Raw genomic sequence first — 20,152 nt, forward strand, 5'->3', positions numbered from 1 at the left:
GGTCCCATCAGGAGAACCGGCCCATCAGGCGTATCGCGCCCTTGACCAGCCGGGTGTACCGCTTGTTTGTCATTCCCGGCGCCGGGCCAATGGGGAAGATCCGCTGAATTGCGACGGTCTGCGCCTCGGTGTACTTCAGAATTCCCGCCCGGCCGTGGCGCCGCCCGGCACCGGAGTCCTTCATCCCGCCCATCGGCGCATCGTGGGAGGCCCATGCAGCCGAGTACCCGTCATTCACGTTGACGGTCCCGGCCAGCAGCCGCCGCCCCACTTTCTGTCCGTGGCGGGCGGACCAAACGCTGGCGTTCAGTCCGTAGCGGGAGTCATTGGCCAAGGCGACGGCTTCGTCGTCGTCCTTCACCTGGTACACGGCGACGACGGGTCCAAACGTTTCCTCACGCGCGACGGTCATGTCCTCCGTCACGCCGGTGAGGATGGTGGGTTCGTAGAAGAACGGGCCAAGGTCCGGCCTGCCGCGGCCGCCCGTGACAATCCTGGCACCCTTCGAGACGGCGTCCTGGACGTGGGCGGTGACCCGGTCCAGCTGCCGCTGGCCGGTGAGTGAACCCATGTCGATGTCCCAGCCCGGACCAGTACCCAGGCGAAGCGCCTCCACCTCCTTCGTGAAGGCAGCCAGGAATCCCGCGAAGACTCCGTGGTGCACGTAGATCCGCTCCATGCTGATGCACAGCTGCCCTGAATTGGAGAAGCAGCCCTGCGCGGCACCCCGGGCGGCCTTTTCCAGGTCCGCGTCCGCGAGGACCAGCATGGCATTCTTCCCGCCCAGCTCCGCGGAGAAACCAATGAGGCGCTCGCCGCACTGCTTTGCCACCAGTTTCCCAGTTTCCGACGAGCCGGTGAACATCAGGAAATCAATCCCGGCGATGAGCGCCGGTCCCAATAGGGGTCCGTCCCCGGTGACGATGTGGAACAGGTCATGCGGAAGCCGGGCCTCCCGCAGCAGTTCCAGGGCCAGCAGCGGGGTGAAAGGGGTCTGCGAATCAGGTTTGAGGACAACCGCGTTGCCCGCCAGCAGGGCGGGGATTGCGTCCGAGACGGCGAGGGTCAGCGGATAATTCCACGGGCTGATGATGCCCACCACGCCCTTGGGAGTTCGGTATTCCACGGCCCTTGTCAGGCCCGGGGCCGCACCCCTCCGCCGTGCGGGGCGCAGGTACCGTTCGGCTGTGCGCCCGTAGTAGGCCGCGGTGAGGGCTGCGTCGGCAAGTTCCTCGAACGCATTGAGCCGGCACTTGCCGCTCTCGGCCTGGACGAGGTCAAGGATCTCCGTCTCCCGTTCGAGAAGCAGTTGATGGAAACGCCGGACGACGGCGCTGCGCTCCCTCATGGAAACGGCGGCCCACTTCCGCTGGGCTGCCCGCGCGCCGGCAACGGCGTTTTTGACGTCACCGGAAGTGCAGACAGGCACTTCACCCACAGCGCCGCCGTCGAAGGGAGAAAAGGACACCTGCCCCGGCCGTCCGGGGGCGGCGGCCACGAGCGCGGAAAGACGGGAATGATCTCCGGGTGCGGATGGCTTCCGGCCGGCTGTTGCCGGCGTCCGGGCGGGGCCGGTCCTGCTGCTCATGCTGCGTCTCCTTTGCCTGCAGTTTCCTCCTGAGCCTAACCCTGCCCGTCCGGCGGGGGCACCTGCCTCGGCGGTAATGCAGCAAAGCCCTCCGTGTAGGCTCGGCACGTGGAGGACGCAGTGCAGCGGAACAGGTATGGCTACGGCGACGACCCCAGCCAGTGGGGCGAGCTTTTCCTGCAGGAGGTGCCCGGGGGCGGGACACACCGGGGCGTGGTGGTGGTGATCCACGGCGGGTACTGGCGCTCGACGTACGGTGCGGAACTGGGGGAGCCGATTGCCCTGGACCTTGCCAGCCACGGCATGGCGGCCTGGAACCTGGAGTACCGGAGGGCCGGAAACGGCGGGGGCTGGCCGCACACCTTCGAGGACGTGCTGGCGGGGATCGACAAACTCCGCGACCTTGCCGGCCGGCATGCGCTGGACCTGCGAAAGGTTGTCGCCCTGGGGCACTCCGCCGGCGGCCACCTGGCGGTGTGGGCGGCAGGACGGGACCGGCTGGGCCGGCTGGGGCTGGAGGCCGAACAGCGCGAAGTCGTGGCCACAGCCGACGGCGTCCGCCTCACCGGAGTGGTGAGCCAGTCCGGTGTCCTTAATCTGGCGGAAGCTGAAAGGCTCAACCTCAGCAACGGTGCCGTGGCCAACTTGCTGGGCGGGCCGTCGTCGGACGTTCCCGGACGGCACCGGTACGCGGATCCGATGGCCGCGCTGCCGCTGGACATCCTCGTCTATGCCGTCCACACGACAGAGGACGACGATGTGCCGCTGGCCATGTCCGACACGTATGTGGAGGCAAGCCGCGGCGGAAAGGTGCCCGCGCAGCTGGTGACGGTACCCGGGGACCACTTCGCGCTCATCGATCCCCACGCCCCGGCCTACGTGAAGTGCCGGGAGCTGGTCCAGGAGCTGCTGGCGCCATAGCGGGTCAGAGCATCAGTCAGCCCGGCCAGTCGGCAGGAATTACCGTCATCGTGCTTAGCAACGTGCCGGCCAGCCGCTCCTCTGGCAGAGTATGAGCATGCTCACAGTTATTGGCGAAGGCCTCGTCGACGTTGTCCAGCGCGCCTCCGGAATCGAAGCGCACGTGGGCGGCAGCCCCCTCAACGTGGCGGTGGGCCTGGCCCGCCTGGACCACCCCGTGCAGTTTATCGGCCGGTACGGCCGCGACGCGTACGGCGACTCGGTGGCGGCACACCTGCGCGCCAGTTCCGTGATGCTGCCGCTGGGCCCGGACGAGCTGCCCACCAGCGTGGCCACCGCCCTGATTGACGACGACGGCGCCGCCACCTACACGTTCGACCTCACCTGGCAGCTTCCCGGCATCGCTGACCGGCTCGCCTTTATGCTGCAGGGCACCACCCTGCTGCATACCGGCTCCATCGCCACGATGCTGGCGCCGGGCGCCACCGACGTGCTCGCCGCCGTCGAATATGCCCACCCGCGCGCCACCATCAGCTTCGACCCCAACTGCCGGCCCAGCATCATTACCGATGTGGCCTACGCGCGGCGCCATGCGGAGAAGTTTGTGTCCCTGGCGGACGTGGTGAAGGCGTCCGACGAGGACTTGGCCTGGCTGTACCCGGACATGGACGTGCTGGACGCCGCGCGCCGCTGGCTGACCCTGGGCGGTGCGGAAGGGCCGGCCATGGTGGTGGTCACGCGCGGCGCTGACGGGCCGTGGGGAATCACCCGGGCCGGCGAGGCCAAGGTGGATGCGCCAAAGGTTGAGGTGGCGGACACCGTGGGTGCCGGGGATTCGTTTATGGCGGCGCTCCTGTCCGGCCTGGTGGACCGCGGCCTGGACGGTGCGCAGAACCGCAAGGACCTCCGGGAACTTCCCGCCGAAGGCCTCGCCGAACTCCTGTCCCACGCTGCCCGGGCTGCTGCTGTCACCGTGTCGCGTCCCGGTGCCAACCCGCCCACGCGGGCCGAGCTGAACGGGGCACCCGGGGAGAGTTAGGCAGGATACTCACAAACTTAGGTGTGAAACCGACATAATGCTGTTACGCTGGTTTTGCACCTAGAGAGAGTGAGCAATGATGCTTCTCGAAAGAGACCTCATCCAGTCCGTCGGCTTCCGCAACGTCACCGAGGGCGGACGCGTGACCGGCTTCCAGTTCCGGGTCCGGATGCCTTCATACCGCGGCATGGCCGCGTCCCTCATTGACGGCATCGCCGTCCGGGTGGGCAACCTCGTTGACGTCGGACCCGACGTTCCGCTGTGGACCTTGGGCGGGCGGACCTACACCCTGCGGCAGCTCTGGGAGAGCGACGGCGTCCGTTGGCCCCTTGAGGAGGCGGCAGTGGTCACCGTTCCGCTCGACGGCGGCCTGCCGCAGGGCGTCCACGAGATCAGCATCGAGTTGCGGCTGCGGATGTCCTACATCCCTGTTGAGCACCAGCCCACCACCCACCGGGTCAGCCGGAAAGTAACGCTGGCGCCGGAAGGCGGCGGCGGTACCTTCCGCTACGGCGTTTCCCTTTACAGCTTCATGGGCGATTACGGCACGGTGATGGACCTGGAAACCGCGTTGGCGGCCGTGGCGGATGTGGGTGCCACCGGCGTCGAGATCCTCGGTGAAGGCCACGTGCCCGGCTACCCCGAACCCACCCCGGCATGGACCGACAACTGGTTCAGCCTGCTCGAAAAGTACTCCCTGGAGCCCACGAGCTACGGATCCTGGATCGATACCCGGCTGCACCCGGGGCGGAGCATGACGGCTGCCGAGGGTGCCGAGGCACTGCAGCGTGACCTGCGGCTTGCCCACCGGCTGGGTTTCGGCTTTGTGCGGCCCAAAATCGGCGTTGTATCCAGCGACCTGGTTCCGGACCCGATTTGGACCGAGTCCGTGGAACGCTCCCTCGACCTGGCGCACGAGCTGGGGATCATCATCTGCCCCGAGATCCACTCACCCACACCCATCAAGCACCCCGTCGTGGACGACTACATTGGCCTCATCGAACGGACCGGAACCAAGAACTTCGGCCTGCTCATCGACACCGGAATATTCCAGGACCGGCCCATCCCGCTGCGCGAAGGCGAGACCCGCGCAACCCGGCCCGCCTTCCTGGACGGCATCGGCGTCGACCCCGCCGACTTCGCAGCAATCGCCCAGTACGTGGTGTTCATCCAGGCCAAGTTCCACGACATCAACGAGCAACTCGAAGACCAGCAGATTCCCTGGCTGCCGGTGCTCAAGGCGATCAAGGACGCCGGCTACACCGGCTACCTCTCCAGCGAATACGAAGGCGAACGCACGCCCTGGCGGGCCATCGAACAGGTGCGGCGCCAGCACGCGCTGATCCGCCGCATCACCGCCGGACTTCAATAAAAACCCATTCCTCCTCCAGCAAAGAGAACAGCCATGCCCAACGGACTTCTTGACGATTCAAGCCTCCGCACCCATCCCGACGGCCTTGCCCTGGCCCTGACGCTGCCGTGGTACCGGAGCCTGTGGCTCTCCTCGGTCTCCAGCCTGCGGCTCACCATTGACGGACAGGACGTTCCTGCCGATGACCTGGCCCTGGAACTCGGAGGCGTCCGCTACGCACTCGCCGACCTGCCGGCCCGGAGCGAAACCCTCTGGTACCTGCAGGAGCACCCCCTGCTGATCGCCAAGCGGGATACCCCGGTGGCCCTGGGCGGCCAGCACACGGTCCAGCTGATCGGGGAGCTGCGCCTGCCCTATATGCAGATCGCCCCGGGCCAGGACGGCGGCCCCGGCATGTACGTCCCCAACTTCGTGAACCAGACACTCGAGCTGACCGTTACGGACAGGGTGGCCGCGGCTCCTGCATTGACGACGGCGGTGGCCCCACCTCCGCCGAAGGCTGAGGACGATCCCTTCTCGCTCGGGCTTACCCTGTACTCCGCCAGCGCCGAGTTCAGGGCCGGCTGGTACGACTTCGACGGCCTGCTGAACCGCGTGGCCGGGCTGGGCATCGGCCCCGGCATCGAGATCGTGGCCTCCCAGGTCCTGCCCACCTACCCGCACGTGACGGATGGCTTCGCCCGTTCCTGGCAGGAGGCCTTCGACAAGCACGGCTTCACCGCCAGCTCCTTCGGCGCCAACCTGGACATGGGCCGCCGACGGGACCGCGACATGACTCCGGACGAGGAGTATGAGTTCACCGAGACGCTCTTCCATGGCGCCAAGAAACTCGGCTTCCCGCTGGTCCGCATCCAGAGCGCCAAGCCGGAGCTGCTGCGCCGGCTCCTGCCGCTCGCCGAGGACCTCGAACTCAAGCTCGCCTACGAGATCCACGCACCGCTGGGCCCCAACTCGCCGGAAATCATGAAGGTCCGCGACGTCTACGCGGAACTCGATTCGCCGCTGCTGGGCTTCGTGGCGGACTTCTCCTCCACCATGCACAGCATGTCCCCGACGCTCCTGCGGGCCGTCCGCCGCGCCGGGCTCGACGACGAAGCCATCCACACGCTGCAGGCCATCTGGGCTACCGACGCCCCAATGCGGGCCCGGCAGGAGGAGTTCATCGGCTACCTCCGTGGACGGGACTTCGATCCGGCCCGCCTAGGTTCCTTCGCGCACCTGGCCTTCAACATGCACGGCCACGTTAGCCCGAAGGAGTGGGCGGACATCATGCCGCAGATCATGCACGTCCACGCGAAGTTCTATGACATCGACGAGCAAGGAAACGAACCGGCCATCGACTATCCGGAACTCGTCCGGGTATTCGTCGAGGGCGGGTACCGCGGCTACTGGTCCAGCGAGTGGGAGGGCCACGCCTTCGCCGAGCTCGGTGAGGTGGATCCGCTGCTGCTGGTCCGCAAGCAGCACGACCTCATACGCAAGAGCATGCGGTCTGTCCTGGCATCCGCCTGACCCTGCAATCCCGAATGCTTTGGTGCCCGCCGGTCCATCCGGCGGGCACCGAGGCATTTAAGCGCGCATTTGTTTACGGGGCTTCCTGGGCCGCGGCCGCTGCAACAATGCCGGCAGCCTCCGTGAAGAGCTCCCTCATCCACTCATGCTCCGAATCCCGGTTATGGACGGGGTGCCACCACAGGGCGTTGACCAGGGGCGTGGCATCGAAGGGCAGCGGCAGGATCCGCACCCCGCCGACGCGCAGCGCGAACGGCACCAGCGCCGCCTGGATGAGCGCGATCCGGTTGGTACCCACCACGAAGTGCGGCAGGGACTGGAAGCTCTCCACCACCACATCCACACGCGGCTCAACACCGAGCTGCATGATCTGGCGTTCTGCCGACGTTGACGCCGAACGGGTCTGGTAGGTCATCACCCAGGGAAGTTCGGCGATATTCTCCATGGTGATGTTCTCGCCAACGGCGTCATTGGACGACGAGACGACGGCGACCCAGCCGTCCCGCCACAGGTCAAGGTAGGGGAGCCCGGTCAGGAAGCCGTGCGGAATCACCATGCCGTCCACCGAACGCAGGCGGTTTGCGGCATCCTCCACCACCATCGGGTTATGCAGCATGAACCGGAACCGGACCCCGGGGGCGCGCTCGGCCGCAAGCTCCGAAACCACCCGTCCGATCGTGGTAAAGCCGTAATCAGAGCCGTAAATGGAGAACTCGCGCTCTGATTCGCTCGGCTCCCAGGTCGCCTGGCTTTCGAAGACACGGCGGGCGGCCTCCAGCGCCGTTGTGGTGTGCTCTGCCAGCCGCAGCGCGAAGGGCGTGAGCTCATAGGCATTGCCCCGGCGGGCCAGGATGGGATCCCCGAAATGGGACCGGAGCCTCGCCAGCGAGGCGCTCAGCGCCGGCTGGCTCAGGTGGAGCCGCTCGGCCGCCCTCGTCACGCTCCGCTCGGTAATCAGGGCATCCAGCGAGATCAGCAGGTTGAGGTCGAGCCGGGAAAGCAGGACATTATTCGTCACGGCACGTCGATCTTTCAACGGTGAACTTTCGTCCAGTCAGTGTATCAGTGGCATCAATAGGTTCTGCGATGTGCATCACATCCTCCGATGCGGATTGCTTCTGCAGACCCCCGTTCAACTTATGTCTGTCATCGGCAAGACTTATGTGCTTTTTCTGCACATCTCCCGCATACTGGTGAGTGACCGGGGTCACGGCTCCCGGATAATTTCGACAACGAAGTCAGAAAGGCTGGACATGACACAGCACCGTCGCTATTCGGGCCTGAAGGCCGGCGCCCTCGCCGTCCCCACCATCGCAGCCCTCGTCCTTACCGGCTGCTCGGCCTCCACCGGCAGCAACGCCTCTTCAAGCGGCTCGCAGGAATTCTCCCTGTCATTCGCCACCTCCAACACCATCGAGAGCCCCTTTCAGGTACTCGCCGAGAAGTACATGGAGACCAACCCGAACGTCAAGATCACGTTCAACCCCCAGCCTAACGACTCCTATGACCAGACCCTGCGGACCCAGCTCCAGGCCGGCAACGCCTCGGACATTGTGGTGACCTCGCCGGGCAGCGGCCAGGGACGCAGCATCCTTCCCCTGGCGGAGGCCGGGTTCCTTGAGCCCCTGGACGATTCCGCCAAAGAGCTCCTGCCTGAGGGGAGCGCCAGCAGCTTCGGCCCGGAGGGCAAGGTCTTCGGCCAGGCAACGGCCATTACCGTGTCCGCACTGGTCGCGAACGAGGTTGCGGTCAAGGAGGCCGGCGAGTTCCCCGCGGACTTTGCGGCTCTTGAACAGCAGTGCAAGTCCCTCGAATCGTCCGGGAAATCCCTCTTCGCCCTTGCCGGCGCGGCGCCTCCCAACACGGGCCTTACCGCGATGTCCCTGGCAGCCTCCCGCGTTTACGCGGAAGACCCCCAGTGGAACGACAAGCGCGGGGCCAATGAGGTCACCTTCGCGGGCTCGGACGGCTGGAAGTCGGCACTCGAAGCAGTCAACACCCTGAAGGACGCAGGCTGCTTCCAGAAGGGCGCCGCCGGCGCCGGTTTCGACGCCATTACCAAGGGCCTTGCCAGCGGTACGTCACTGGCAGGATTCATTCCGGCCACGAGCTGGAAGCAGCTGCAGTCCGCCGCTGCCGGTTCCGAATTCGGCGTGCGGGCACTGCCGGCTGAAAAGGGCTCTGGCAACGACTACGTCTACGCCAGCGCCAACTACGCCTTCTCCATCAACGCCGCCTCCAAGAACAAGGACGCCGCCAAGGCGTTCCTCGCCTGGGCTGCCGAACCGGAGCAGACCAAGGCGTTCGCAGAGATCGACGGCGCGCTGCCGGTGAGTGGCATCGACAGCTACGACTTCGAGGGCGGCGCGTACAAGAACGTCGGCGACCTGATCAAGGATGGAAAATACGGGCCGTTGCCGAACAGCCAGTGGCCGAACTCCGCCGTCTACGACGCCCTCGCAACCGGCGTGCAGGGAATTATCACCGGCCAGAAGACCCCTGACCAGGTCCTGCAGGCCATGGACGCCGCCTGGGGACAGTAGCCGTTCTTCACTATCAACGTTCCGACCACTCAAAGGGACAAGCAAGGAATACCATGACTGCGACGATGCAACCGAAAAGCGAAGCAGCAGAAGCACCCCGGCGAGGCAGGCGCACTCCGGGGGCGGGACAGAACGCCCGCCCCCGGGGCCGCGGCCTGGAGTTCGGACACTGGTGGTGGGCCCTGCCGGGAATCGCACTGGTGGTTGCCATCCACTACGTGGCAACCGGAATCGGCGGATTCTTCGCCTTCACCAACTGGACGGGCATCGGCTCGTTCAAAATCACGGGCTGGGCCAACTTCGAGGCCATCTTCAAGGACCCCACGAAAGTCGGAGCCCTCTCCAACACCCTTTTCCTGGCCTTCGGCTCGGTTCTCCTGGGCAATATCGCAGGACTGGTCATTGCGTTGGGCCTGAACCGGGTCCTCAAGACCCGCTACATCCTCCGGACCCTCTTCTTTATGCCGGTGGTGCTCAGCCCGCTGGCCACGGCCTACATCTGGAAATACATTTTCGACTTCGACGGTCCGTTCAACGCCCTCCTGACGGCAATAGGCGCCGGCGACCAGGCCAAGCCGTGGCTGGCCGACCCGCAGTGGGCCATCTGGACTGTCCTGGTGGTACTGGTCTGGTCGTCAACCGGCTTTGCCATGGTGATTTTCATGGCCGGCCTGGCCGGCGTCCCGGTGGAAGTCGAGGAAGCGGCCGCCATTGACGGCGCCAACCTGTGGCAGCGGTTCCGGAACGTTACCCTGCCCGCCATCCGACCCGCCGTCGCCATAGCCACCACGCTGGGAATCGTCCAGGGACTGCGAGTCTTCGACCCCATCATGGCGCTCACCGGCGGCGGACCCGCGGGAGCCACGGAAACGCTGGCCACCCAGGTCTATAAGCAGGCCTTTGCGCTCGGGAACTTCGGGGGCGGTGCCGCCCTGGCCCTGGTGCTCGCCGCCATCATCCTGATCTTCGCCGTACTCCAGCAGCGGCTGACGCGTTCGAACCCCGAGGACTAAGCCATGTTCCGCTACACCAAACTCACCCTGCTCCGCGAAGTCGGCCTGTGGGCACTCGCCCTGCTGTTCCTCGCGCCGTTCTACTTCCTGGTGACCACCGCCCTGAAGCCGGACACCGAGTTGTTCACCACCTCGGCCCTGGCTCCGCCAACAAGCCCTGACTTCAGCAACTTCGTGGACGTCCTGACCGCCACCGGCAACTCCAACGTGGTGTTGGGCCTGGTCAACAGCCTCATCATCACCGCTGGCAGCATTGTGGGACTCATTGCCCTCGGCTCCGTCACCGGATACGTCATCTCACGGAGCACCCGCCGCTGGAGCAAGGGCGCGTACTACCTCTTCCTGGTCGCCATCATCCTGCCCGGCCAACTCGGCGCCGTCCCCCTCTACATGGGTGCACGCGCCCTTGGACTTACCGGATCGGCCTGGGGCCTGATCGTCCTCTACACCGGCATGCTCCTGCCGCTCTCGATCTTCCTCTACGCAAACTTCTTCCGCGGCCTCGGCACGGACTACGAAGAAGCGGCAACTATCGATGGCGCCAGCAAGTCCCAGGTTTTCTCCAAGGTGGTGTTCCCCATGATGGCTCCCGCCACCGGCACGGTGACCATCTTTGCCGGGCTCATCGTGTGGAACGACTTCTTCACATCGCTGATCTTCCTGGGCGGCTCCGCCAACCAGACGCTGCCGGTGGCCATGTACTACTACATCGGCTCCCTGGTGTCCCAGTGGAACTCGATCTTCGCCATCGTCATCGTGTCCATGATCCCCATCCTCGCCCTGTTCCTGTTCGCGCAGAAGCGCTTCATCCAGGGATTCTCCGGCGGCCTGAAGGGCTGACCCGCAACGGTTGACCACCGCGCAGCGCCTCGAACGCTGTGCGGCGGCCTTTCACACCCAAAAACCGGTGGATCCGGGCGCTGACGGCCCACAATCCAGCTTACCTTTCTTACTTCAAGGAGAAATCCATGTACCAACTTGCGCCCAATATCGACCTCCTGTTCTCGGAAGCAGGCGACAGCGCCGCAGACCGGGTCCGCGCAGCAGCCGCCGCCGGCTTCGACGCCGTGGAAATGTGGGGGCCCACCGGCAAGGACATTCCAGCCCTCAAGGCAGCCCTTGAGGAAACCGGAGTCCAGCTCACCGCACAACTGGCCGAACCGCGCATGCAGTTCATGATCCCGCCCAAGGACCACGCGCCCTTCTACACCGGCCTCGATGCCGGCGTCGAGGTGGCACGGCAGCTCGGCTGCCCACGGATTGTGGTGGGCAGCGGCACCGGCTTTGGCGGCCGCAAGCGGCAGGACCAGCTGGACGAACTGATCGAGATCTTCACCCGCGGCGTGGCGCACATCGAGGGTTCGGGCATCACCCTGGTCCTCGAACCGGTGAACATCCGTGTTGACCACCCCGGAGCCCTTCTGGACCGGACTTCGGAAGCCGTCTACGTCGCCAGGGGCGTCAACTCGCCGAACTTCGGCGTCCTCTACGACCTCTACCACTCCACGGTGGAGGGCGAGGACGTGGTTGCCGAACTGGCCAACGCCGGGGATCTCGTCAAGTATGTGCAGATCGCCGATGCCCCGGGGCGCGGGGAGCCCGGGTCGGGTTCCATCGACTGGCCTGCCAGGATCGGGGACCTGCAGAACAGCGGTTACACGGGCCCGATCGGGCTGGAGTACTACCCGACCATTGATTCGGCAAAGTCCGTCCGGCGCATCCAGGAACTGGTGGCGGGCCATGGCCGGTAGCCGTTATCCCGCACGCGTCGACGTCGCCATCGTTGGCAGCGGGCCCACAGCATCGGCGTATGCGCGGATCCTCAGCGAGGAAGCCCCCGGCACCACCATCGCCATGTTCGAAGTGGGCCCCACCGTCAGCAATCCGCCAGGGGCGCACGTCAAGAACATCGCCGACCCCGGCCGCCGCAGCGTTGCCCAGCGCGCTTCCGAGGGACCTGGGGCAGGGGCCGAAACGATCACCTCCCCCGGCGCAGCCAAGAGCGGGGAGCGCCGGGCCAGGGCAGGCACCTATCTCCTGCCGGACGGTTACGCCTTCCCGGGAGAGGACGGCATGCCCGTCGCGGCCATGTCCAGCAACGTGGGCGGCATGGCGGCGCACTGGACCGCCGCCTGTCCCCGGCCCGGAGGCACGGAACGCATACCGTTCCTGCCGGACCTGGAGCAGCTTCTCGACGAGGCCGACCGCCTGCTGGGCGTCACCACCCACGCCTTCGACGACGCACCCTTCTCGGACCTCGTCATCAACCGCCTGTCGGCCGTCCTGGACGAGGGCCGTGACCCTGCATTCCGCGTCCAGCCCATGCCGCTTGCTGTCCACCGGCGGGAGGACGGCGGCCTCGTCTGGTCAGGCTCCGACGTCGTGATGGGTGACGTGACCCGGGAAAACCCGCACTTTGAACTCTTCGACGAATCGCTGGTGAGCCGGGTGCTGGCGGAGGACGGAATTGCCTCCGGCATCGAGGTCCAGGACCGCCGCAGCGGCGAAACACATCACGTCGCCGCCCGCTATGTTGTGGTGGGAGGTGACGCGCTGCGCACGCCGCAGCTGCTGTGGGCTTCCGGCATCAGGCCCGACGCCCTGGGCCGCTACCTCAACGACCAGGCCCAGGTGGTGTTCGCAAGCAGGCTGCGCGGCGTCTCGGCCGAACATGTAACGCCGGCCGCTGACGGTGCCCTGAGCGAGCAGAGCGGCGTGGCGTGGGTGCCCTACATGGACGAGGCACCCTTCCACGGCCAGATCATGCAGCTGGATGCGTCTCCGGTCCCGCTGGCCGACGATGATCCCATTGTTCCGGGATCGATCGTGGGTCTGGGCCTGTTCTGCGCCAAGGACCTGCAGCGCGATGACCGGGTGGCGTTCGACGACGACGCGCGTGACGCCTACGGAATGCCCGCCATGCGCATCCACTACCGCCTCACAGAGCGGGACCACGAGGTGGTGGAGCGCGCGAAGCAGGAAATCGTCCGCCTGGGCAAGGCGGTGGGTGAACCGCTCGACGACCGTCCATTCGTGATGCCGCCCGGAGCGTCCCTGCATTACCAGGGCACCACGCGGATGGGAGAAACGGACGACGGCGGGAGCGTCTGTTCGCCCGACAGCCAGGTGTGGCAGGTCCCCGGCCTTTTCGTGGCCGGCAACGGCGTCATCCCCACCGCCACGGCATGCAATCCGACGCTGACGGCGGTTGCGCTCGCCGTGCGCGGAGCCCGCAAAATCGCAAAAGAACTGAACGACGCTTTACTTATGTCTGAATCAGACATTAGAATGGCTAAATAATGAATAAGTGGCAAGACGCCGCGTTTTCGTTCACTCACAGGCATTTCATTCACCGGCAAGGCATGCCGCAGACAAGGAGGTCTCGATGATCGCCGACCGCATAATCGAGCAGGGAACACTCAGTACCCAGGACGGCCGTACCGCCGTCGAAGTCCGCATCCCCTGGTACCGGGCCCTTCCGGGCTCATGCATCGCCGGCGCAGCACTGACCATAGACGGCGTTGCCGCTCCCGAGGACAGCCTGCGCTGGACCATGAACAACCGGACGTTCAGGTTCGAGGAGCTCGTGGATGAGACCGGCGAATGGTGGTACCCGCTGGATTCGGCCATCCTCTCCGGCGACCTTCCCGTCCAGGATGCCGATGGAGAGCACGAGGTCCGGGTGGACCTGAAGCTCTACATCCCGTACATCATCACCGACCACGGCGTGCTGCACATCGAAGAGCACGACACCAAGACCATGAAGGTGGCATCGCGATGACCAGCCTCGGAACGCCGATCCAGGGCGTCACCCTTTACAGCTTCACCCGCGCCTTCCACGCGCGGCAGTACGACCTCGATGGCCTGATCCGCAAGGTAGCGGCCGAGGGTTTTGGTCCGGGGCTTGAGGTCATTGGGTTCTCCAGCCTCCGGGGCTTCCCGGACCGCATCGATGACGCTTTCGTGGGCCAGTTCCGCGACCTGGTGGCTGAGGTGGACCTGGTCCCCACGTCCCTCGCAGTCAACGTGGACACCGGGATCCGCCGGGACCGGCTCATGAACCACGACGAGCTGGTCGAATACATGCGCAAGCAGATCGAGGTGGCAGCCAGGCTCGGCTTCCCGATTGCCCGCGTGCAGATCTCGCTGACACCCGACGCCATGGAAAGCCTTCTGCCGGTCGCCGAAAAGTACGGCGTTACCCTGGCCCTCGAAGTCCACGCTGACCAGCACGGCGCCCACGAGCGGGTCCTTGCCCTCCGCGACCGCTACGAAAAGCTCGATTCCCCGCTGCTGGGCTTCACCGCCGATTGGGGTGCTACCATCACCGGCTTTGCCCCCTCCCTGCTGGAGGCCTACCGCCGTCGTGGCGCATCCGAGGACCTGCTCCGGCAGGTTGTTGAGCTGTGGAACGGCTTCTACGCAGAAGGTCCGCCCAACACCCAGAAGGTCCATGGTGAGCGCTTCGGTGCCTTCATCGGCCTGGCCGCCCGCAACGGCCGGCCGGATCTGGGGATCGACTTCGGCATCAACGGAACGGGGCTGTTCGGTCCCGCACCGCTGGACACCTGGCTGGAAATCATGCCGTGGGTCCGCCACGTGCACGGCAAGTTCTTCGGCATCGACGAAAACGGTGAGGAGCCCTCGGTTCCGGTGCGCGGCCTGGTCCGCCAGCTCGTGGAAAACGGCTACACCGGTGCCATTTCCAGTGAATACGAAGGCTGGCACTGGAACAACTGGCAGGACCCGTTCGACATCATCCGCGCCGAGCAGGCCGTCCAGCGCTCTGCCGCGGCTGACGCCGGCTCGGCCATGATCACCGACGCCTCAGAAGCGCGCCGCATCCTCAGCCGCCACCTCGCCCAGCCCGTTCGCGGCTGACAACGAAGGAAACAACACACATGTCAGAAGGCATCGCAGGCTCGGGCATCGAGCTTGGCATCACACTCTATTCACTCACCTCCGAGTTCGCCGCCGGGCTCTACACGCCGGAGACGCTCATCAAGGCCGTCGCCGATGAAGGCCTCGGCCCCGGCGTCGAGTTCAACATCGCCCAGATGCTGCGCACCTACCCCGATGTGGACGAGGACTTTGTCCGCTTGTGGCGGGACAGCATGGACCGCTACGGTCTGACCCCCAGTGCCGTGGGCACCAACCTGGACATGGGCCGCCGCAAGGACAGGGACATGACGCCGGACGAGGAGTACGACTTCTTCGCCAGGCAGCTCAAGACCGCCAACACGCTGGGCTTCAACAAGATCGTTATCCGGTCCGCGGGCAAGGAACTGCTCCGCCGGCTGCTTCCGCTGGCCGAGAAGTACGACCAGAAGCTCGGTTACGAGATCCACGCGCCCCAGGGCCCGAACGATCCCAAGATCCTGCAGATCCGCGAGATGTATGAGGAGCTCGGCAGCGAGCGGTTGGGCTTCACGGCAGACTTCAGTTCCACCATGCACAGCCTGTCGCCCACGCTGTTCCGCACCCTGACCCAGATGGGCCTGCCCCAGGAGCACTTTGCGGTCATGCAGGACATCTGGCGCAAGCCGCTGCCCATGCAGGAGCGGAACCAGGAGTTCGAGGACTACCTGCGCGACAACAACTTCGATCCCGCCCGGCTGGGCCCCTTCACCCGGCTGGCGTTCAACATGCACGGGCTGGTGCCGCCGGAGGAATGGCTGGACATCATGCCGCAGATGTTCCACGTGCACGCGAAGTTCTACGACATCGACGAGAACGGCAACGAGCCCGCCATGGACATCCCGCGCATCGTGCGCCAGTTCGTCAAGGGCGGCTACAAAGGATTCCTCTCCAGCGAATGGGAAGGCCACGCCTTCGCCGACCTGGGCGAATCGGACCCCATTGACCTGGTGAAGAAGCAGCACGCGCTGATGCGCCGCGCCATCGAAGAATCCGTTGATGCAACTGTTTCCAACCCGGCCCTCGTCGAGACTGCGAAGTAAGGAAAGCCATGGCAACCCACAACTCCCTGTTCCAGGACGCCGACGTCCGCAGGCACCCCGAGGGCATTTCGGTGTCCGTGCAACTGCCCTGGTACCGCAGCCTCTGGCTGTCCGCCGTGGACGATGTTGCGGCCACCGTTAACGGCGTGGCGATCCCCAAGGAAGCCCTCCGCTTCGAACTCCAGGGAAAGTCCTACTCCATCGCGGAACTTCCCGAACAGTGGGAAACCCTGTGGTTCGTCGCCGATAAGCCCGATGTGATCATCCCGCTGGACCGCATCCCCGACGCCGGCGAGGAAATCGACGTCGAAGTCATCCTTACCCTCCGCCTGCTTTACATGCAGATCGCACCCATGCGCTACGTCGGAAACCGGGTGGCGGTTGAGCGCAAGGTAGTGCTGGCGTGAACACCCTGCGCGTGGCCATGATCGGCTACGGCTTTATGGGTGCCGCCCACTCCCAGGGCTGGCGCACGGCCCCACGCGTGTTCGATCTGCCGGCGGAGCCGGAAATGGCGGTTCTGGTAGGCCGGAACGCCGACGCGGTGGCCGCGGCTGCCCACAAGTGGGGCTGGGCTGAGTCAACCACAGACTGGCGCGAGGTGGTCGCGCGGGACGATATCGACGTCGTCGACATTGTCACCCCGGGTGATTCCCATGCAGAGATTGCGATCGCGGCGCTGGAAGCCGGCAAGCACGTGCTCTGCGAGAAGCCGCTGGCCAATACGGTGGCCGAAGCCGAGGCGATGGCCGAAGCGGCGGAGCGGGCGGCCGCAAAGGGCATCCGGGCGATGGTGGGTTTCACCTACCGCAGGGTCCCGGCCGTCACCTTCCTGCGCAACCTGATCGCTGAGGGTGCTGTGGGGACGGTCAACCAGGTGCGTGCCTCGTACCGGCAGGACTGGCTCGTTGATCCTGACGTGCCGCTGGCCTGGCGCCTGCAGAAGGAGCACGCCGGTTCCGGCGCGCTGGGGGACATCGGTGCCCATGCCATTGACCTGGCCCAGTTCGTCACCGGGCTGAACCTGGAGAAGGTCTCCGGAACCATTGACACCATCGTCAAGGAGCGCCCCCTGCTCTATTTCGGCAGCGGGCTTTCCGGCACGGCCGGCGTGGGCAAGGGCAAGGTGACCGTGGACGATATCGCCATCTTCACCGGCCGCTTCGAATCCGGGGCCCTGGCGTCGTTCGAAGCTTCGCGCTTCGCCACCGGACGGAAGAACGCGCTGCAGATCGAGGTCTCGGGGGACAAGGGCGCCCTTGCCTTCGACCTGGAGGACCTCAACAGCGTCCAGTTCTACGACCGCACGGCGCCCGGTGACCGCCAGGGCTTCCGGAAGGTCCTGGTCACCGAAGCGGAGCATCCCTACGTCTCCGGGTGGTGGCCCGCAGGCCACATGCTCGGCTACGAGCACGGATTCTCGCACCAGGTCAAGGACCTCGTGGAGGGCATTGTGGCCGGCACGGACCCGCATCCCACATTCGCTGACGGGCTGAGGGTGCAGCGGGTGCTCGACGCCGTCGAACGCAGTTCCGACAATGATTCAGCCTGGACCCGTGTTGCCGCTGACGTTCCGGCGCAGGTCCCGTAGGAGGGGAAATACATGGCACGACCTATCACTCTGTTCACCGGCCAATGGGCTGACCTGCCATTCGAGGAGGTGGCACGGCTCGCAGGCGAGTGGGGCTACGACGGGCTTGAAATCGCGTGCTGGGGTGACCACCTGGACCCCTGGCGCTGGGACGACGACGCCTACGTGCAGGGCAAGCTGGACATCCTGGAACGCCACGGCCTGAAGGTATGGACCATTGCCAACCACCTCAAGGGGCAGGCCGTCTGCGACGACCCCATCGACGAACGGCACCGCGGCATCCTGCCGGACGCCGTATGGGGCGACGGCGATCCTGAAGGAGTGCGCCGCCGCGCCGCCGAGGAAATGAAGAACACCGCGCGGCTCGCCGCGAAGCTGGGCGTGAAGACGGTGACCGGGTTTACGGGCTCGTCCATCTGGAAGTACGTGGCCATGTTCCCGCCCGCCTCCGAAAAGATGGTCGACGCCGGGTACCAGGACTTCGCCGACCGGTGGAACCCCATCCTCGATGTCTTCGACGAAGTCGGTGTCCGCTTTGCCCATGAGGTGCACCCGTCCGAGATCGCGTACGACTACTGGACCACGCAGCGGGCACTGGAGGCGATCGGGCACCGCGAGGCCTTCGGGCTGAACTGGGATCCGAGCCACATGGTGTGGCAGGACATCGACCCCGTCGGGTTCCTCTGGGACTTCAAGGACCGGATCTACCACGTGCACTGCAAGGACACGAAGAAGCGGCTCAGCAACGGGCGCAACGGGCGGCTGTCATCCCACCTGGCATGGGCTGATCCGCGGCGCGGTTGGGACTTCATCTCCACCGGCCACGGCGACGTGCCCTGGGAGGACGCGTTCCGGATGCTGAACTCCATCGGCTACCGCGGCCCGCTGTCCGTGGAGTGGGAGGACGCCGGCATGGACCGCCTGGACGGCGCCCCCGAGGCACTAGCTTTTGTGCGCAGGCTCTCCAGCTACGAGCCCTCCGCGGCAGCTTTCGACGCCGCCTTCAGCACGAAATAAGTACAAAGCAAAAGGACCGGTCCTGGACATCCAGGACCGGTCCTTTTGTGGTGTCAGCCGGTGATTGAGCCTGTCGAAATCAGGGTTTCGACGGGCTCAACCGCCGATGGGAAAGGTTCGACCAGTGCTGCTTCCGCCAGCGCCAGGTGCCGCCTCGTCATGTCGGTGGGGTCGTCCTGCAGCCACTCGTGGCCGCCCCACTCGCTGGTCAGCGTGCCGCTGAAGCCGTTGCGGCGCAGGAGGGCGCCCAGGTCCCGCAGCGGCTGCGAAACCCGCCCGCCGTCGTCGTCAAGGTCCCAGAACTTCAGGTGGAAGGCGCCCACCAGGGGAAGTATGCCCTGCAGGTCGGCAGCGTCACTGCGGCCAAAGCGGATGATCAGGTTCATAAAGAGGGTGTGGATCCGCGGCGGCACGTTTCCTGAACGGAGCAGGGCGGTGACGGCGTCGAGGGTGGCTGGATCCCGCCAGCCATTCTCCAGGCGCGCCAGCAGATCAGGGGAAACGCCGCCGTGCCGCAGCTCCTCGAGGTAGGTGACGGGGAGGGCCGGCATCAGCATGCTGATGTCCACGAGCACCCGTACGTGGTCATCACCGAGCACGGCGATCGCCTCCAGGGCAGGTTCGACGGCGGGGCTTCCGGGAGCCTGCTGCCCCTGTATTTCCTCGTACAGCACCAGGTCGAGCTCGTGCAGGAGCGGCTGGACCAGCGTGAGGAGTTCGGTCCCCGCCTGTCCGATCGGGAGCCGGACTCCGCGGGCTCCTACACGGTGCGCGGCATGGATCTGGGGGACCAGGAAGTCCAGGCGCTGCTGCAGGGAGCGGCGGTCCGTGGGCGACGTGAAGTCGTCCAGGCTGGCCCCAACGATGCTGATGGATGCGCCCTTTGCCGCCAGGGCTTCCCGCAGGCCGTCCACCTCGTCGTTCTGCGGAGCGGGGAAGGACCGCCACACCAGCCCGGGCTCGAGCTCTACTGTCTTCACCACCGAGTCCGCTATGCCGGTGACGATGTCCTGCGCCGTCCGCCGGGCGGCGATGACATCCGGGGTCCAGTTGAAGGAGCTGGCGCAGAACGTCCAGCCGCTTGGAATTTCAGGAGCCATAGGGCGTCTTCCCCTTTATGCTTGTTAATGACAAACTTATGTCAGATTCAGGATAAAGGATGGAAGCCATGTTGGAAACCGCTTTGCGCGAAGATGCGCTGACTGCCACTCCGGGAGGCTTTGAGCTCCGCCTTGGCCTGCCGTGGATCCGTTCAATGCCACTGTCCAGCGTTGCCGGCCTGTCCGTGGACGTCGACGGCGGTCCGCTGGCGCCGGGGGAGTTGGCGGTGATACTCGGGTCCCGCGCCGTACACCCTGATGCGCTGCAGGCAGAGTCCGGCTGGTGGTTCGTCCAGGACAGGCTCGTCCTGGCGGGCCGGCGCAAACTCCCGCGCGGGCCACACGCCGTCACCGTCGACTTCTGGCTGATGGTGCCCTACCTGCAGGCACGTCCCGGCTCTCCGCTGGTCCTCCCATTCCACCTGGAGGCCCGCCTGGAGCTTGACCGGGCGCCGGTCCCCAGCGTGTCCCGAGACGTGGCCTGAGGAGGGGTCCT

Annotated in this window: 19 protein-coding genes; 16 read left to right on the forward strand and 3 right to left on the reverse strand. The window is 65.8% G+C overall.

All coding sequences use genetic code 11. The annotated features are described in order from the left end of the window. Window positions 1-7 precede the first annotated feature (7 nt). Window positions 8-1,588 (reverse strand): succinic semialdehyde dehydrogenase, encoded by a 1,581-nt coding sequence (locus AC5RWA_RS09275; protein ID WP_494057373.1) that lies wholly within the window; start codon window positions 1,586-1,588, stop codon window positions 8-10. Between the two features lie 120 nt (window positions 1,589-1,708). Here AC5RWA_RS09275 and AC5RWA_RS09280 point away from each other — a divergent pair, with 120 nt between their 5' ends. The 4 genes from AC5RWA_RS09280 to AC5RWA_RS09295 all read left to right on the forward strand — a co-directional run bounded on the left by AC5RWA_RS09280 (window position 1,709) and on the right by AC5RWA_RS09295 (window position 6,432). Then, a complete protein-coding gene (locus tag AC5RWA_RS09280) occupies window positions 1,709-2,509 on the forward strand; it encodes an alpha/beta hydrolase (protein ID WP_494057412.1) in 801 nt (266 codons plus the stop codon). 97 nt (window positions 2,510-2,606) lie between these two features. Further along, complete coding sequence (locus AC5RWA_RS09285) at window positions 2,607-3,548, forward strand: carbohydrate kinase family protein (protein WP_494057374.1); 942 nt, start codon at window positions 2,607-2,609, stop codon at window positions 3,546-3,548. A 79-nt stretch (window positions 3,549-3,627) separates the two neighbouring features. Beyond that, a complete protein-coding gene (locus tag AC5RWA_RS09290; RefSeq protein WP_275728364.1) occupies window positions 3,628-4,920 on the forward strand; it encodes a C-glycoside deglycosidase beta subunit domain-containing protein in 1,293 nt (430 codons plus the stop codon). A 33-nt stretch (window positions 4,921-4,953) separates the two neighbouring features. Continuing rightward, a complete protein-coding gene (locus AC5RWA_RS09295) occupies window positions 4,954-6,432 on the forward strand; it encodes a C-glycoside deglycosidase beta subunit domain-containing protein (protein WP_494057375.1) in 1,479 nt (492 codons plus the stop codon). Between the two features lie 73 nt (window positions 6,433-6,505). Here the strand turns inward: AC5RWA_RS09295 and AC5RWA_RS09300 are convergent, their stop codons facing one another. Next, window positions 6,506-7,450 carry a LysR family transcriptional regulator gene (locus AC5RWA_RS09300; RefSeq protein ID WP_079596973.1) on the reverse strand — a complete coding sequence of 315 codons (945 nt, stop codon included), beginning with the start codon at window positions 7,448-7,450 and terminating at the stop codon, window positions 6,506-6,508. Window positions 7,451-7,685: 235 nt separating this feature from the next. Between AC5RWA_RS09300 and AC5RWA_RS09305 the strand changes: the two genes are divergently transcribed. The 11 genes from AC5RWA_RS09305 to AC5RWA_RS09355 all read left to right on the forward strand — a co-directional run bounded on the left by AC5RWA_RS09305 (window position 7,686) and on the right by AC5RWA_RS09355 (window position 18,556). Beyond that, window positions 7,686-8,975 carry an ABC transporter substrate-binding protein gene (locus AC5RWA_RS09305; RefSeq protein ID WP_494057376.1) on the forward strand — a complete coding sequence of 430 codons (1,290 nt, stop codon included), beginning with the start codon at window positions 7,686-7,688 and terminating at the stop codon, window positions 8,973-8,975. 53 nt (window positions 8,976-9,028) lie between these two features. Continuing rightward, the gene (locus tag AC5RWA_RS09310; RefSeq protein ID WP_494057377.1) at window positions 9,029-9,988 is read left to right on the forward strand and encodes a carbohydrate ABC transporter permease; all 960 of its coding nucleotides are present in this window, start codon (window positions 9,029-9,031) and stop codon (window positions 9,986-9,988) included. A 3-nt stretch (window positions 9,989-9,991) separates the two neighbouring features. Then, entirely contained in the window at window positions 9,992-10,828 is an 837-nt protein-coding gene (locus tag AC5RWA_RS09315) for a carbohydrate ABC transporter permease (RefSeq protein WP_275728303.1), read from the forward strand. 128 nt (window positions 10,829-10,956) lie between these two features. After that, window positions 10,957-11,739, forward strand: coding sequence for a TIM barrel protein (locus AC5RWA_RS09320; protein WP_494057378.1), 783 nt, complete (start codon window positions 10,957-10,959; stop codon window positions 11,737-11,739). After that, window positions 11,729-13,288 (forward strand): c-glycoside 3-oxidase CarA, encoded by a 1,560-nt coding sequence (carA, locus tag AC5RWA_RS09325; RefSeq protein WP_494057379.1) that lies wholly within the window; start codon window positions 11,729-11,731, stop codon window positions 13,286-13,288. The genes AC5RWA_RS09320 and carA overlap by 11 nt, the downstream gene beginning before the upstream one ends. Window positions 13,289-13,373: 85 nt before the next feature. Further along, a complete protein-coding gene (locus AC5RWA_RS09330; RefSeq protein WP_079596967.1) occupies window positions 13,374-13,769 on the forward strand; it encodes a C-glycoside deglycosidase beta subunit domain-containing protein in 396 nt (131 codons plus the stop codon). After that, window positions 13,766-14,869, forward strand: coding sequence for a sugar phosphate isomerase/epimerase family protein (locus AC5RWA_RS09335; RefSeq protein ID WP_494057380.1), 1,104 nt, complete (start codon window positions 13,766-13,768; stop codon window positions 14,867-14,869). Before AC5RWA_RS09330 ends, AC5RWA_RS09335 begins: the two co-directional genes overlap by 4 nt. Before the next feature lie 20 nt (window positions 14,870-14,889). Further along, complete coding sequence (locus AC5RWA_RS09340; protein WP_494057381.1) at window positions 14,890-15,948, forward strand: sugar phosphate isomerase/epimerase family protein; 1,059 nt, start codon at window positions 14,890-14,892, stop codon at window positions 15,946-15,948. Between the two features lie 8 nt (window positions 15,949-15,956). Continuing rightward, on the forward strand, window positions 15,957-16,355 hold the full coding sequence (locus AC5RWA_RS09345) for a C-glycoside deglycosidase beta subunit domain-containing protein (protein WP_163167123.1): 399 nt from the start codon (window positions 15,957-15,959) through the stop codon (window positions 16,353-16,355). 17 nt (window positions 16,356-16,372) lie between these two features. After that, complete coding sequence (locus AC5RWA_RS09350) at window positions 16,373-17,539, forward strand: Gfo/Idh/MocA family protein (protein ID WP_494057413.1); 1,167 nt, start codon at window positions 16,373-16,375, stop codon at window positions 17,537-17,539. A 12-nt stretch (window positions 17,540-17,551) separates the two neighbouring features. Then, window positions 17,552-18,556, forward strand: a complete 1,005-nt coding sequence (locus tag AC5RWA_RS09355; RefSeq protein WP_494057382.1) for a sugar phosphate isomerase/epimerase family protein — start codon at window positions 17,552-17,554, stop codon at window positions 18,554-18,556. 53 nt (window positions 18,557-18,609) lie between these two features. Here the strand turns inward: AC5RWA_RS09355 and AC5RWA_RS09360 are convergent, their stop codons facing one another. Further along, window positions 18,610-19,656 carry an apurinic/apyrimidinic endonuclease family protein gene (locus tag AC5RWA_RS09360; RefSeq protein WP_494057383.1) on the reverse strand — a complete coding sequence of 349 codons (1,047 nt, stop codon included), beginning with the start codon at window positions 19,654-19,656 and terminating at the stop codon, window positions 18,610-18,612. Window positions 19,657-19,724: 68 nt separating this feature from the next. Here AC5RWA_RS09360 and AC5RWA_RS09365 point away from each other — a divergent pair, with 68 nt between their 5' ends. Then, entirely contained in the window at window positions 19,725-20,141 is a 417-nt protein-coding gene (locus AC5RWA_RS09365) for a hypothetical protein (protein ID WP_494057384.1), read from the forward strand. Window positions 20,142-20,152 lie beyond the last annotated feature (11 nt).

This window comes from Arthrobacter sp. 210 2, from assembly GCF_059093025.1.

Bases quoted from the DNA above. Each gene is read 5' to 3' on its own strand.
- AC5RWA_RS09275 (WP_494057373.1), bottom strand. From the start codon at position 1,588: ATGAGCAGCAGGACCGGCCCCGCCCGGACGCCGGCAACAGCCGGCCGG.
- AC5RWA_RS09285 (WP_494057374.1), top strand. From the start codon at position 2,607: ATGCTCACAGTTATTGGCGAAGGCCTCGTCGACGTTGTCCAGCGCGCC.
- AC5RWA_RS09290 (WP_275728364.1), top strand. From the start codon at position 3,628: ATGCTTCTCGAAAGAGACCTCATCCAGTCCGTCGGCTTCCGCAACGTC.
- AC5RWA_RS09295 (WP_494057375.1), top strand. From the start codon at position 4,954: ATGCCCAACGGACTTCTTGACGATTCAAGCCTCCGCACCCATCCCGAC.
- AC5RWA_RS09305 (WP_494057376.1), top strand. From the start codon at position 7,686: ATGACACAGCACCGTCGCTATTCGGGCCTGAAGGCCGGCGCCCTCGCC.
- AC5RWA_RS09310 (WP_494057377.1), top strand. From the start codon at position 9,029: ATGACTGCGACGATGCAACCGAAAAGCGAAGCAGCAGAAGCACCCCGG.
- AC5RWA_RS09315 (WP_275728303.1), top strand. From the start codon at position 9,992: ATGTTCCGCTACACCAAACTCACCCTGCTCCGCGAAGTCGGCCTGTGG.
- AC5RWA_RS09320 (WP_494057378.1), top strand. From the start codon at position 10,957: ATGTACCAACTTGCGCCCAATATCGACCTCCTGTTCTCGGAAGCAGGC.
- carA (WP_494057379.1), top strand. From the start codon at position 11,729: ATGGCCGGTAGCCGTTATCCCGCACGCGTCGACGTCGCCATCGTTGGC.
- AC5RWA_RS09330 (WP_079596967.1), top strand. From the start codon at position 13,374: ATGATCGCCGACCGCATAATCGAGCAGGGAACACTCAGTACCCAGGAC.
- AC5RWA_RS09335 (WP_494057380.1), top strand. From the start codon at position 13,766: ATGACCAGCCTCGGAACGCCGATCCAGGGCGTCACCCTTTACAGCTTC.
- AC5RWA_RS09340 (WP_494057381.1), top strand. From the start codon at position 14,890: ATGTCAGAAGGCATCGCAGGCTCGGGCATCGAGCTTGGCATCACACTC.
- AC5RWA_RS09345 (WP_163167123.1), top strand. From the start codon at position 15,957: ATGGCAACCCACAACTCCCTGTTCCAGGACGCCGACGTCCGCAGGCAC.
- AC5RWA_RS09350 (WP_494057413.1), top strand. From the start codon at position 16,373: ATGATCGGCTACGGCTTTATGGGTGCCGCCCACTCCCAGGGCTGGCGC.
- AC5RWA_RS09355 (WP_494057382.1), top strand. From the start codon at position 17,552: ATGGCACGACCTATCACTCTGTTCACCGGCCAATGGGCTGACCTGCCA.
- AC5RWA_RS09360 (WP_494057383.1), bottom strand. From the start codon at position 19,656: ATGGCTCCTGAAATTCCAAGCGGCTGGACGTTCTGCGCCAGCTCCTTC.
- AC5RWA_RS09365 (WP_494057384.1), top strand. From the start codon at position 19,725: ATGTTGGAAACCGCTTTGCGCGAAGATGCGCTGACTGCCACTCCGGGA.